Source organism: Pedobacter sp. A2324 (genome assembly GCF_059693705.1).
This window is the reverse complement of record NZ_JCASSK010000003.1, coordinates 515414-528887: the sequence shown is the minus strand read 5'-3', so window position 1 is coordinate 528887 and position 13474 is coordinate 515414. Positions and strand designations below refer to the sequence as shown.

Below are 13474 nucleotides of genomic sequence, written 5' to 3'. Positions count from 1 at the left end.
CGGATTAAATAATAAACAGTTAAAAATAAATACCATGAAACTACTATCGGCTTTTAAAATATATGTGGCAATAGTTGGATTAGCGTTGTGTACAACTAAATCCTTTGCACAAACGGATCCCCACTTTTCACAGTATTATGCCTATCCGCTTTGGTTAAACCCGGCATTAACAGGCGTTATTGATGGTGATTACCGTGGTTCGGTAAACTTCAAACAACAATGGAGTTCACTTAACAGTTCGTTTTTAACCGGGGGAGCATCTTTTGATCTTGCCCCCAAAAAGAATTTCGCTTTCGGTGCAACCGTATTAAACCAAAGAGCAGGTGAGTTAGATTTTAACTACCTCACCGCTCTCGTTTCCGGGTCGTACCGTTTACGTTTTGGTAGAGAGGGTTTGCAGACAGTAAACTTTGGATTACAGGCAGGAGTGATTAACAGAAGTTTTGATTTTTCCCAGGCGCGTTTCGGAAACCAGTTTAATCCGCTTTCTGGTTATGATGGCGGGATGATGAGTGGGGAGACGCTTTCTTCGCAATCATCACTTGTACCTGATGTGAATGCGGGTGTAATGTTTTTTGATGGAAATCCTAACCAGAATGTGAACGTATTTGCAGGTGTTAGTGCTGCGCATTTAACCCGCCCGATGGATCGCTTTTCCGGAACGAACTCCCGTATCCCGGTTCGTTTTACTGCACATGGTGGTGCACGTATAAAAGCATCCCAACTATTGGATATTGTTCCCAATGCCTTGTATATGTCGCAGGGAAATACCAGCGAAACCTCTCTTGGTGCATATGCCCAGTTGAATGTCAACCCAAGCGCAAACATTCTTTTCGGTGGTAACTATCGTTTAAAAGATGCCGCAATTGCTTTTGTGGGGTTACAATTAAAAAACATGGTATTTGGTTTAAGTTATGATGTAAATACATCGTCATTTAATCGCGCTTCCAATAGCAATGGTGGTTTAGAATTATCCATTTCACTGATCGGACGTAATGGTATTATCGGTCCAAACTTCTTTTGTCCACGTTTATAATTTAAGAAAATGAAAAAAACATTACTCATTTTATTAATAGCTTTTTGCGGTTTTGCACATGCCCAATATGTGGTCAATTATAAAAGAGTTGCCGATACTTACTTCGAGAACGGAGATTACTATGCAGCATCTACTTTCTATAAAAAGGCATTAAAGATTACCGGCGATAGTGCTCAGGCGGTTTTGCCTTATGGAAAGGAAAGAAAAACAGCGACTGACGAGCGGGTGATCGAAGATTATGAAGGCTCTATTTACAACCTGGCCGAGTCGAGCAGACTTTACAGGGAGTTTAATGAGGCTGAGAAATACTATGGCGTGGCCATCACTTTCAGCAATACGCGCTTTAGAAAAGCACTTTTCTATTATGCAGAATCGCTAAGGGCCAACAGAAAGTTTACGCAGGCCATTACCGCATTCTCACAGTTTATACAAAAAAATGCAGGTGATCCGTTAACCAAAGATGCGCAGAAAGAAATTGAGTCATGCAAATTTGCCATTGAAGAAATGCGTTTCCCAAGGATGGTTCAGATTAAGAAAATGCCAGGTCATATCAATGGTTTAGGTTCCAACTATGCCCCGGTAAAAATCAATGGCGACTTCTATTTTACCTCCTCACGTCCGGTTGCGGTGGGAAGCAAAAAGGATATTGTTAAAACGGATGCAGGCGAAGTGCAGGTGTCAACAAAAAACAACCCATTTATTAATAACCTGTATAAAGCAAGCGGAGATTTAACCGCAGCTGATGTTTCAGTTAAATCAGTAGATATTACTTTTCCAAAAAATTTAGAAGTTGCGGCACCAAGCTTTTCGCCTGATGGCAATACCTTATACTTTACCGGTTGGATAGACAAAGGGAACTACTCCATTTACAGTGCCAGGAAAACCGGTGAAAAATGGAGCGATCCCTTACCACTCGGACTAGAAGTAAACAGCAGGGATTTCAATTCAACACAGCCTTTTGTAACTGGTGACGGTAAGTATTTGCTTTTTTCTTCTGACCGTTCCGGGGGCTTTGGGAGATATGATATCTGGTTCTGCACCATCCGCGAAGACGGAACTTTAGGGCAACCGGTTAACCTGGGTGCCGACATCAATACGGAAGACGACGAACGCGCTCCATATTATAATGTTAGAACTAAAAAACTCCTTTTTAGTACAGATGGCAGGGTGGGGCTCGGCGGTCTTGATTTCTTTGAAGCTGAGGGCGACCTGATTACCTGGGCCAAACCTAAAAACCTTGGCTATCCTTTTAACTCCTCAAAAGATGATGTTTATTTCACAGCGACAGATAATAATGGGACAAGAGGATTCATTAGCTCAGACAGGGAATCGTCATGCTGTTTAGAAGTTTTCGAAATCAGAAAAGAATTCCTAACAGTTAAGGGTATTTTAACGGACTGTAAAACTAAAAAACCACTTGCAGATGCGTCGGTTACGCTAACCAACGTAGAGAGCGAACAAAAAATGACCACCGGTACTGATGGGGTGTATACTTTTCAGGTAGATTCAAAACGCCCGGTTAAACTGGCTTTTTCAAAAGATAATTATTTTACCATTACGAAAACCTATCCTTATGAGGAATTGGCAAAAGCCGATACACTGATCTATAAGGATTACTGTTTAAGTCCTTTTAAGCTGGGCATTCCGATTACACTCGATAATGTGTACTATGAGTTTGACAGTGCTGATTTGACCGAACCATCGAAACTGGTACTCGACTTCCTGATTCCGATTATGGAGGATAATCCTGAAATGGAAATTGAGTTAAGTGCACATACGGATAATATTGGTACCGATGAGTATAACCTTGACCTTTCCAACCGCAGGGCACAATCTTGTGTAGATTATCTGATCAGTAAAGGTATTGCTGCCAACAGAATGACTTCTAAGGGATATGGTGAATCTATGCCTATCGCTCCAAATACAATTGGCTACGGCAGGAAGAAGAAAGACAATCCAGCAGGAAGGGCAAAAAACAGAAGGACTGAGTTTAAGGTTACCAAAAAATAGAACATATCTAATCATTTATAATCAAGAGGTTGCCTTAAAAAGCAGCCTCTTTTTGGTTTGTAGCAGCCGGGGATTATTCATAATGACGGCGGTAAGGGCACTGCCTGAATTTTGTTTATTATATTTTCAAAATAATCTTTGTAATTTTCACCTGTTCACAACCTGCAAATGAAAGTTAATATCCACCCCACAGTATTATTCAGGACCCCAAGGTTTTCTTATTTAACCGAATTAACAGATTGTTGGGAGGAATTAAAAGCGGCTATTGCCATATCATCATCGGATTTTTATGAAACCATTAAGGATGTAAGTGCCAGTGAACTTTCAGCGTTACCGTCAAAGGTTTACTTTACAATCTGGAAGTATTTTAACCGTGCTAAATTTCGATCTACACCGTACGGAACCTTTGCCAGTTTCAGTATATTAAACCACGCGTTTTCTGCTGATGTAACGCCTGTTACGATCAATCGTGAGCAGCATTCAACATCCCTGATGGATTGGCCGTTAAAAAATAATATCAATTTTGATTTTAGTCAGTTAATTGCCAATAACTGTTTATTATTCAGTAACAGCAGCTTTTATCTGTTGCCCGATACCATCCGGTACATTGCCTGTAGCAATGGTTTATTTGAGCTGGCCGAGATTGAACAGGATGGCCTGGTACTTCAAATACTGCATGCCTGCCTGGTGCCCCTTCGGGTAAATGACCTGCCAGAGAAACTGGGTCTTGATGAACCGGGAACCTTGGCCCTTCACGACCTGCTACGCGACATGCACGATTTACAGCTGATTTTTACCAATTATGATGCAAATATTATAGGGGAAGATTATTTCACCCGGATAGGTTTAAAAACGGAGGTTGATTCGCCCACCTATATCATTTCAGAAAGAAATGCCTGGGGCAGTCTCTCACAACAGGATTTACAAAGCATACCAGATGCCATAGCTTTTATGCAGGGTATTCTTCCTGCAGGTGAACGGGAAGCCTTAGCGTTATTTATAAAGAAATTTATCAAGAAATTTGAAGGTAAGGAAGTTCCCCTTATGCATGCCCTTGACCCCGAATTAGGAGTGGGTTATGATGAACTGGAGCACGCCGGGAATGGTGATGATTTAATTACGCAGCTTGGCATCCGCAAGCAGAAAAAACCGGATGGCCGGGATGTGAAGGCTTTAATATCGCAAAAGCTTTCTTCACAACAGTTTAAAGATGGAGAAACGATTTTCCTGAATAAGCTTTCCATTCCGCCCCTGGGAAAAAGGAATCCGCTGCCAAACTCTATCAGTATGCTTTTACGGATTGCAGATGGTTTAATCTTTGCAGATCAGATTGGCGGGCCGACGGCAAATGCACTAAGTGGACGTTTTACTATGGCCAGTGGTGCCGTGGAAACCTATTGTAAACAAATTGCTGCTATTGAGCAGGAGGCAAATCCGGATGTGTTGTTTTTTGATGTTGCCTATATGGTTGAGGCGTCAGTAGATAATATCAACCGGAGGAAGCTGGTTTATCAGCACCAGCTTTCCATTTTAAATTTTGATACCTCCGGAGAGCCACTTTCACTCAATGACATTCAGATTTCCATCATCAACTCCGAAATTGTTCTGCGCTCTAAAAGTTTGAATAAGCGGATTGTGCCTAAAATGGCATCAGCCTATAATTATACGAGGTCTGATTTATCCGTATTCCGTATGCTGTGCGACTTACAACACCATCATGCCCAAACGAGTCTTTCACTTCCGCTGGATGGCTTATTTCCAGGAATGGATGACTATCCGCGACTCCAGTATCAGAACGTGGTGTTGAGTCCCCGTAAATGGAAGCTTTACAAGGCAAATTTCTACCACGACAAACAACCGATAGCCATTGAACAGTGCAGGGATTATTTGAAACACAGGAATGTAAGTGCCTATTTTAAAACAGGCTTGTCGGATCAAACCCTGTGTTTTCATTTGGATCGTGATGAAGATTTAAGCGCCTTTTTGCTATACATACAGAAACAAGAAAGCCTTTACATTGAAGAAGTGGTGCTACCCGATGCCAATGCGGTGATGGATGAGTATGGGAAGCCCTATCTCGCCCAGTTCGTTCTGGGTCTTTACCATAAGGAGAAAATTTATCATGGAATAAGTCAGCCGGATTCTTTTTTAGAGGTGATAGAAAGCTTTCCACCCGGAGAGGAGTGGCTGTATTTTGAAATTTTCTGCCATCAGCAACGTACTGATCAGATCCTGGCGGACACTATTGCACCTTTCGTCGACCAATATGCTAATCACATCAAAAGCTGGTTCTTTATCCGGTATAATGAGGGGGGAAACCACATCCGCTTTAGAATATTGTTAAATAATCGGCAAGATGGGCAGCTGCTTACTTCCGCTTTTGTGGGCGGTCTTGACTTATACCTAAGTTGCGGACTGATTTCTGATGTCCAGATCAAAACCTATAAGAGAGAGCTTGCTCGTTATGGTGCTGAGTTGATTGTGGCGGTTGAAGATCATTTCAATATTGATAGTGAATATGTGCTGTCGTTATTTGAAACAATATCCGAACCATTTGACAAATACTGGTACTGCCTGAACCTGATCGCGATGATTAAAGCGACGGTAGATTTCGACGGGAAAGATTTTATCAGTCTGGCAAAACTCATATCTGACGTATTCAATGAGGAACATGAGCTTGATGCGTCTGATTTCAAAAAGCTAAACAGCCAGTATCAGTTGTTTAAGAACGCATTACCTCAAGCATTTACTGATGCGCAGCAGGCAAAATTTACCGCTTTTGCCCAAAGTTTTATTAAGACATTGGGGGAATGTACATCTCAAAGACGTTTTAAACTCTTTAGCGACCTGATGCACATGCATGTTAACCGTCTGTTCAATAAAGATCAACGGGTTTACGAAATGGTAATGTACTACTTTTTGCTCAAAGACCTACAAAGGCAAAAGGCTATGAGTAGTTAACGGTTGAGTTTAGCCAGTGGATTGATGACGTCGATATCGATTTCTGTAATGTATCTGTTCAAAGGATCCCTGTAGTATCTGAATAAATAATCTTCGCCATAAAAGTTGGCCAAACGCTTATTAATGTTGTCTATTCCAACGTGATGACTTTCAGTTTGTTTTCCTTTATTATCGTTTACCATATTGATGGTTGTGATATTTAAGTTGTTATTTTCGTATACAATTTTAATTACTGCAGGTTGTGTGGAGTGCGTAACATTACCGTGCTTAAAAATATTTTCCACCAGAGTAAGGAGGATAAGCGGGGGGAAGCGTAAACCAAATAAGTCACCAACCACTTCCAATTCCAGATTAATTGTATTCGCTGTTCTGAGCTTATGGAGGTTGATCAGGTGTTCAATTTGTTCAATTTCCTCATTTAGCGGAACCATTTCCGATGCTTCGGGTCTTTTTAATGCATAGCGCATCATTTCTGCCAGGTTCATAATTGCATCTGCAGCCATGGGTGCCTTCTTGCGCGCATCGTTATAGATGAAATTTAATGTATTGAATAAAAAATGAGGATTAATCTGACTCCGGAGGTAGTTATTTTGCGATTGCACCAAATCATTTTCCAAAGTCTGCTTTTCGATTTGTGTAACAAGGGTTTGACGTTCAAGTGCTTCTACTTTTTTCCTATCTTCAAAAGATTTCAGGATGTAGACGTAGCCGGTAGAATAGCCAATGAAAAGGATTGAGCGGTATATGCATGGTATAATGAAATTCTTGTCGAAAACTACGGACGTGTTTTCTTCGATCAGTTTGATCTTCTCAAAAAGAATGATGAGAATGTAGGTTGAAACAGTGTAGTTTATTATGATAAATATAATCAGCAATAATATCTTCACTATTCTAAGCGAAATTTTTTGATCGTTCAGTATTCTTTTTAGGAAAAATGCATAAAGATAGAAAGTGGAAATATTGACTAAATAAATAATTAAATAGTCACCAGGGTCCCGAAATCTTTTTGTTGCATATCCTAAAATAAATACTTCATATATGATGTACAAACTCCAGATTAGTAGGTGGATTTTATATTTTCTGAGAAAATTTTTTAAGGGTAACAGAGTCATTTTTTAGGGTTTTATCTACGTAAATGAGGTTTTTATCTTTTAAATGATATGGTTTGTGTAAAAAAATGGTCAGGCTAAACTTAACGGCGCACCTTTACAGAAATTAATAACGACAATAAATACAACTTAATAATAATTAAAATGGCAACTCAAAACAACTCCACTACTACTTCAAAACTTGCTAAGAAAACTGTTTTTGTTTTTAAAAATGTTAAGGCTCAAAATAACTTTTCAACAAATCCAACTGGTGATCAAAGCCACACCGTTATGACAAGCTGGATTGTTGCTATTTAATACTTATAACACTTTCACAATATCAATACAAATTCATCATGAAAAATCAGAATACATCAAAACTTGCCAAGAAAACTGTATTTGTTTTTAAGAACGTAAAAGCTCAGGATAACTTCGCTACTAATCCTACAGGTGATCAAAGCCATACCGTAATGACAAGCTGGATTGTTGCAATTTAATACTTATAACACTTTCACAATATCGATACAAAATTCATCATGAAAAATCAGAATACATCAAAACTTGCCAAGAAAACTGTTTTCGTTTTTAAAAACGTCAAAAATCAGAATAATTTCAGTACCAATCCCACAGGTGATCAAAGCCATACTGTAATGACGAGCTGGATTGTTGCTATCTAACTGGTTTACTGACTTCTGTTAGATTTTAATAAACTACTCTGTACATAGGCGAAGAAAGCTTCTTTATAGCCTTCGCCAATCTGGATCATTTCGTTATTTACTAAACGGATAATATTTCCATCAACCTTCTTTATTGCCGACTTAGCCACAATATTCGATTTATTTACCCGGATAAAGGCGTGGTTTTCCAAAGCTTTTTCGATTTCTTTCAGGGTAAGGTACGTGGTATGCGTCTCCGATTTGGTAATAATTTGTATGTAATTCTGTAAAGCTTTGATATATAATATTTCATCAATCGCAATATTGGAGAAAGCATACTTGTGATCGCCTTTGATATAAAGAGCAGAAACCTGTTCTACTTCTTTAAGCGAAGCCTTAGCATTATTAGCCTCTTTTTTTAGGATTCTGTCAATTCCCAGAGCAAACTTTGCAAATGATATCGGCTTCAGCAGGTATTGGTCTGACTGCACATCGAATGCCTGTAGGGCATAGTCGGGGTGAGCTGTTGTAAAGATAAGATACTTACTCTTTTCCCTGATGTTTTTAGCCAGTTCAATTCCATTGATTCCAGGCATATCAATATCCATGAACAATAAATCAATTTCATCGTCTACACTGATCTCAGTCAATGCTTGAACAGGGCTGGTAAATGTCTTAAAAATTGTAAGACCTGGCATCTCCGCAATATGGTCAGTTAGCACCTCAATTGCATGTTGCTCGTCGTCTATCACAACGCATTTTAGATTCATGATTTCTTATTCTGTCTGTTTGGAGTGAATTGATGCAAGTTAAATAAAAAAAGGAATGGCTTCAGCAAAGTATCAAAAAAAAAATAGGGCTATTGTTTTTGTGTAATGGACTTCAGGTTTCATGTAATAAACTAACGGGTTCATGTAAAAAAATAAATGTACCCTAATCTTTTTCTAATCTTTATACTGTTTGCCAAAAACAAATAATTGAATGATTAACATCTTCAATTAAAAACAACATCTGCCTGCCCAATCTTGTGTAGCCTGTAGATAAGCAAATTAAAAACAGGCCATACAATAATGGGTTGGTAAACACAAAAAGATTATTAAAATAATACCCTAAGAAACATTGCAATGAGACACAACGAATACGAGTTTTTATTAAACAATATTTATTACAAAGGGATCATTGGTAATCAGGCAATTTCTGCTGATATCTATCAGAGAATGCAAAAAGAATACAGCAAACTTAGTTTCTATGCACCCAACAGAGGTGAGCGTGAAACTGAATTTGCTTTTAAAAAATCGTTTTTAATTGTACGTACCTATGTACAACAGGCAATTAAAGACGGAATTAGAAATTTTCAGTCTGCAATGCAGGCAACAGATGTAACCAAGTTGAACTATATGGTTGCGATGTTGAACAGAAACTTCTTCGATAAGAGAGGTTTAGATCAGATCATTTCTAATGTAAATACTGTATTTAACCAGTATTGCAGCAATTAATCATCCCTATAAAAATATAATCAATAAGTTAACATGGAACTGAAAGATGAAATTGGCCAATTTGCCACGAGAGTTAAGAAGATGCTTCCTCAGGTGCAGTCCGAAGACTTAACCAGAAATGCGTTAGTAATGCCCTTTATTCAGATTTTAGGTTTCGATCCTTCAGAAGTTCAGACTGAAGCTGTTTTGGATTTTGGCGTTAAGAAAAGCAAAAAAGTAGATTATACCATTATGAAAGACGGCGAGCCGACCATTCTGGTAGAATGTAAACACCACGATGATAACCTTGATATTCACGATTCACGTTTATCAAAGTATTTTCGCAAAACTAAAGCTAAGTACGGTCTGCTTACTAACGGATTAGTTTACCGCTTCTATACAGATAAAATGGTGCGTTCTAAAAAGAACCAGGAACCAGCGTTTGAGTTTAAACTTACAGATACTAAAGCAGCAACAATTGCTAAAATGATTGAAGATCATAAAGATTACTTCAAAGTTGAGCACAAGCCGGCATAGTCGAAAAATATTTATTTTAATCTAAGAGTTCCCGAAAATTCTTACCCTAAAATCCTGATCACCATCAGGATTTTTTGTTTTACGGCATTTGGGTTTTAATCACCATCTCAGGTTTCTGAGTCTGCGCTACACATTTTCTTTTCTATCAACACCTAAGGCACCTTAGCTTACCTGAGTTAAGGAATAGTAATTAATATTATGAAACTAAGTGTTCGTTGTCTAAGGTGATAAATTGATGTACTCATGCCGTAAAACAAAAAAAGAGAAGCGCTAGCTTCTCTTTCTTATGTTAAAAGTAGATTGGTTTAAATCAACTCTACGCTTCTGCTTACAAATGCTGTTAGCTCTGCACCTGTTAGCATTCCCTGAGCCAATAAAGCTAAATCAACAGCTTGCTTAGCCAGGTTGCTTTGTTCCTCGCCTTCAGTTTTCAAAATTTTGCTTACCAGCTTATGGTTTCCGTTAATCGCAACTTTATAACTATCTGGCATCTGACCATAGAAGCCCATACCGCCACCCATAGCAGCCATGTCTTTCATCCGGCGCATGAATTCATCCATGGTAATTGTTACCGGTAATTCGTCGGGGTTTAAGGCAACTACCTCTACCTGCATACCTGGTTTGGTAATGGCTTTTTCGAAAATAGTGGTTACTTCTTTTACCTGGTCCTCACTTAACACATGTTCATTAACTTCGTCTTTATCAATCAGCTTATCCGCAACACTAGAATCTACACGCTTAATAGTCGTTTTCTCTAGTTTTTGCTCCAGCTGATTAATGAAGTGATTGTCGATAGGAGAATCCAGCACCAGTACATCGTAATCCTTTTTATTGGCCGATTGGATGAAGGCATCTTGTTTCGAGGCATCATTAGAGTATAGGTAAACAACTGTTCCATTCTTGTCGGTTTGCAACGGTGCTACTTTCTCTTTGTATTCATTTAAAGTAAACAGCTCACTTTTGGTATTTCCAACCAAAGCGAAGTCTTTAGCTTTGTCATAGAATTTCTCCTCGCTGATCATACCATACTTTACAAACAAACCAATGTCTTTCCATTTATCTTCGAAAGATTTACGGTCTTGTTTAAAAAGTTCAGAAAGCTTGTCTGCTACTTTTTTGGTGATGTAGTTATTGATTTTCTTTACATTGCTATCAGCCTGTAAGAAACTACGTGATACGTTAAGTGGAATATCTGGTGAATCAATCACTCCATGAAGTAACATCAGGAATTCCGGAACGATGTCTTTTACCTCATCGGTAATGAATACCTGGCGTGAATACAACTTGATTTTGTTGCGCTGCATTTCAAAGTCGTTTTTCAACTTAGGGAAATACAAAACACCAGTTAGGTTGAATGGATAATCTACATTCAGGTGGATCCAGAACAACGGCTCTTCGCTGAACGGATATAATTCCCGGTAGAAGGTTAAGTAATCTTCGTCTGACAAATCTGCAGGTGCCTTTGTCCAGATCGGGTTTGTAGTATTGATGATGTTATCAACTTCTACATCTTTATATTGTTTTTTTCCTTCTGAATCTTCACCATCTTCTACCGATTCGGTTTTTGTACCAAACTGGATAGGCACAGGTAAGAATTTAGCGTACTTATCCAGGATTTCCTGAAGCTTCGAGGCTTCCAGAAACTCTTCAGAATCTTTGTTTACGTGTAGGATGATATCAGTTCCGCGGGTGGTTCTGTTACCTTCTGTAATTTCAAATTCAGTGCTTCCATCACAAACCCAACGGGCAGGTTCAGAACCTTCCTGGAAAGATAGTGTTTGAATCTCTACCAGATCTGCAACCATGAATGCTGAGTAAAAGCCTAAACCGAATTTACCAATGATTTCGTTGGCGTCTTTAGCATCTTTAAACTTTTCAACAAATTCGCTGGCGCCTGAAAATGCTACCTGGTTGATGTATTTTTTGATCTCCTCGGCAGTCATACCCAATCCATTATCGCTGATGGTAATGGTTTTAGCGTCTTTATCAACCGCAACCTTTACGAGTGGCTGGCCAACTTCGCCATTAAACTGACCTAATGACCCAAGTCTTTTAATTTTCTGTACAGCATCAACAGCATTAGAAACCAGCTCGCGAAGAAAAATCTCGTTATCCGAGTATAAAAACTTTTTAATTATCGGGAAAATATTCTCAGTGTGAATCGAAATATTTCCTTTTTCCTGTATGCTCATATGTAAATAATTATTTAATCTACACTTGCATATCAATGCCTGTTCCAAACAGTGTTATTTGTCAAAATGACAGAAAGCGGAAGGGAAACATAAACAGGGTAAATAAAAAAGCCAGGTAAACACTTTGGTTTCCTGGCTTTGTGATAATATATATGAACTAATTCAGTAAATGACTCTGGTCTTGTTCCAGTGAGAGGATTTTTGCTATTTTTTTCAAAAGCACATCCATTTGGAAAGGTTTTGAAAGGAAATCATCCTGTCCATAATTCAGTGTAGTAAAATCTTTCTGATCATATAAACCAGATATCAGCAGAATTGGGATTTTAGACGTACTTTCAATGGATTTTAATTGTTCACATAACACACGTCCGTCAATGTGGCCCAGGGAAATGTCCAGTAAAATGAGATCTGGATTAAAGCTTTCAATGCGGTTAAATACTTCTTCACCGTCATTAAGTGCGGAAACTTTAAATCCACCAATTTCAAGTATCAATTGAATAGTTTCTAAAACTTCAATATCATCGTCCACTACTAATATTCTCTTCATATGTTCTGCGCAATTGTTCTGCTTCCAAAATTATAACAAAATGTATGTGCTTATGTTTAAAATCTTAAGAATATTTTAACAATAAGTTTATACCCCAAAAACAGGTACCTAGCTGGCTTGCTTAATAATACCTTCTTTTTCGAGAATGAAGTTAAAAAGCTCATCTATGGGCTTCTGAAGTATTTTTCCGGGCTCGATCTTGTTTTCTTTCAAAACAGCAATAAGTTCATCCTGATAATAGTAGGCAATAGAACCTACAAAATGACAAGGAACATTTTTGTATTTAGGATAGTCTTTCACATTGGTATCTACAAATTCCTGGAAACCCGTTCTCAGTATTTCCTGGATAAAAGGATGATCCTTATGATTCGCCATAAAGCGGCTGAAGCCGGCAAGGTAAATATTAGGGAAAGACTTCTGGTACACATTGGTAATAATCTGCTCTTTATCTGCAGGGAATGCTTTTTTAAATTCAGCAGCCAGCAAAGCGGGCATTTTATTATATAAATAAGCCAATAATACCTTCTTACCAAAGAAAGTTCCTGATCCTTCATCTCCCAACACATAACCTAAGCCATGGTGCCCGTCGTGAATCTTCTTTCCATCAAAATAGCAGATGTTTGAGCCTGTGCCCAGGATGCAATTTAAACCTTCACTGCTGCCACAGGTAGCATATACAGATCCAAGTAAGTCATGGTCTACCGAGATGAATGATTTGGTAAATACAGCCGAAAGTCCGTTTGAAACTACTTCATGTTTATCGGGAGATGAACAGCCTGCCCCAAAAAAGTAAATTTCCTTCACCTGATCGGCGTATTGAACAACAGTTTCATTTTTCAAAATCAGCTTGCTGATGTCTTGCTCATTTAAAAAATAAGGATTTATTCCAGGGGTATTGAACTTAATGGTCTCACCATCAAGATAGCCCATCCAATCGGTTTTTGATGAGCCACTATCTGCAACAAGTATCAT

13 protein-coding genes are annotated in these 13474 nt (G+C 38.6%); 8 read left to right on the top strand and 5 right to left on the bottom strand.

Annotation, left to right across the window (positions count from 1 at the left end; genetic code table 11):
* Nucleotides 1-34 precede the first annotated feature (34 nt).
* The 3 genes from AC570I_RS11550 to AC570I_RS11540 all read left to right on the top strand — a co-directional run bounded on the left by AC570I_RS11550 (nucleotide 35) and on the right by AC570I_RS11540 (nucleotide 6007).
* Nucleotides 35-1036, top strand: coding sequence for a PorP/SprF family type IX secretion system membrane protein (locus AC570I_RS11550; RefSeq protein WP_047799077.1), 1002 nt, complete (start codon nucleotides 35-37; stop codon nucleotides 1034-1036).
* Nucleotides 1037-1045: 9 nt separating this feature from the next.
* Nucleotides 1046-3046: an OmpA family protein gene (locus AC570I_RS11545; RefSeq protein WP_497405546.1), complete on the top strand. Its 2001-nt coding sequence runs from the start codon at nucleotides 1046-1048 to the stop codon at nucleotides 3044-3046.
* Nucleotides 3047-3214: 168 nt separating this feature from the next.
* Nucleotides 3215-6007 (top strand): lantibiotic dehydratase, encoded by a 2793-nt coding sequence (locus AC570I_RS11540; RefSeq protein WP_497405545.1) that lies wholly within the window; start codon nucleotides 3215-3217, stop codon nucleotides 6005-6007.
* Here AC570I_RS11540 and AC570I_RS11535 read toward each other — a convergent pair.
* Nucleotides 6004-6894 (bottom strand): sensor histidine kinase, encoded by an 891-nt coding sequence (locus AC570I_RS11535; protein ID WP_497405544.1) that lies wholly within the window; start codon nucleotides 6892-6894, stop codon nucleotides 6004-6006. The two genes, AC570I_RS11540 and AC570I_RS11535, sit on opposite strands and share 4 nt — an antisense overlap.
* A gap of 366 nt (nucleotides 6895-7260) precedes the next feature.
* Here AC570I_RS11535 and AC570I_RS11530 point away from each other — a divergent pair, with 366 nt between their 5' ends.
* Genes AC570I_RS11530 through AC570I_RS11520 form a run of 3 tightly spaced genes read left to right on the top strand, consistent with a single transcriptional unit; the run spans nucleotide 7261 to nucleotide 7772 of the window.
* Complete coding sequence (locus AC570I_RS11530) at nucleotides 7261-7413, top strand: hypothetical protein (protein ID WP_497405543.1); 153 nt, start codon at nucleotides 7261-7263, stop codon at nucleotides 7411-7413.
* Nucleotides 7414-7451: 38 nt separating this feature from the next.
* Nucleotides 7452-7592: a hypothetical protein gene (locus AC570I_RS11525; protein WP_497405542.1), complete on the top strand. Its 141-nt coding sequence runs from the start codon at nucleotides 7452-7454 to the stop codon at nucleotides 7590-7592.
* A 39-nt stretch (nucleotides 7593-7631) separates the two neighbouring features.
* Nucleotides 7632-7772, top strand: a complete 141-nt coding sequence (locus AC570I_RS11520; RefSeq protein ID WP_156166706.1) for a hypothetical protein — start codon at nucleotides 7632-7634, stop codon at nucleotides 7770-7772.
* 5 nt (nucleotides 7773-7777) lie between these two features.
* Here AC570I_RS11520 and AC570I_RS11515 read toward each other — a convergent pair whose 3' ends face one another.
* Nucleotides 7778-8521 carry a LytR/AlgR family response regulator transcription factor gene (locus tag AC570I_RS11515; RefSeq protein ID WP_047798847.1) on the bottom strand — a complete coding sequence of 248 codons (744 nt, stop codon included), beginning with the start codon at nucleotides 8519-8521 and terminating at the stop codon, nucleotides 7778-7780.
* 354 nt (nucleotides 8522-8875) lie between these two features.
* Here AC570I_RS11515 and AC570I_RS11510 point away from each other — a divergent pair, with 354 nt between their 5' ends.
* Both AC570I_RS11510 and AC570I_RS11505 read left to right on the top strand, forming a co-directional pair.
* Nucleotides 8876-9247 (top strand): hypothetical protein, encoded by a 372-nt coding sequence (locus tag AC570I_RS11510; protein ID WP_497405541.1) that lies wholly within the window; start codon nucleotides 8876-8878, stop codon nucleotides 9245-9247.
* Between the two features lie 33 nt (nucleotides 9248-9280).
* Nucleotides 9281-9763 carry a type I restriction enzyme HsdR N-terminal domain-containing protein gene (locus AC570I_RS11505; RefSeq protein ID WP_047799076.1) on the top strand — a complete coding sequence of 161 codons (483 nt, stop codon included), beginning with the start codon at nucleotides 9281-9283 and terminating at the stop codon, nucleotides 9761-9763.
* A gap of 305 nt (nucleotides 9764-10068) precedes the next feature.
* Here the strand turns inward: AC570I_RS11505 and htpG are convergent, their stop codons facing one another.
* The 3 genes from htpG to AC570I_RS11490 all read right to left on the bottom strand — a co-directional run bounded on the left by htpG (nucleotide 10069) and on the right by AC570I_RS11490 (nucleotide 13474).
* A complete protein-coding gene (htpG, locus tag AC570I_RS11500; protein WP_497405540.1) occupies nucleotides 10069-11955 on the bottom strand; it encodes a molecular chaperone HtpG in 1887 nt (628 codons plus the stop codon).
* A 157-nt stretch (nucleotides 11956-12112) separates the two neighbouring features.
* A complete protein-coding gene (locus tag AC570I_RS11495) occupies nucleotides 12113-12502 on the bottom strand; it encodes a response regulator (RefSeq protein ID WP_047798845.1) in 390 nt (129 codons plus the stop codon).
* A 108-nt stretch (nucleotides 12503-12610) separates the two neighbouring features.
* On the bottom strand, nucleotides 12611-13474 hold the full coding sequence (locus tag AC570I_RS11490; RefSeq protein ID WP_497405539.1) for an N-acetylglucosamine kinase: 864 nt from the start codon (nucleotides 13472-13474) through the stop codon (nucleotides 12611-12613).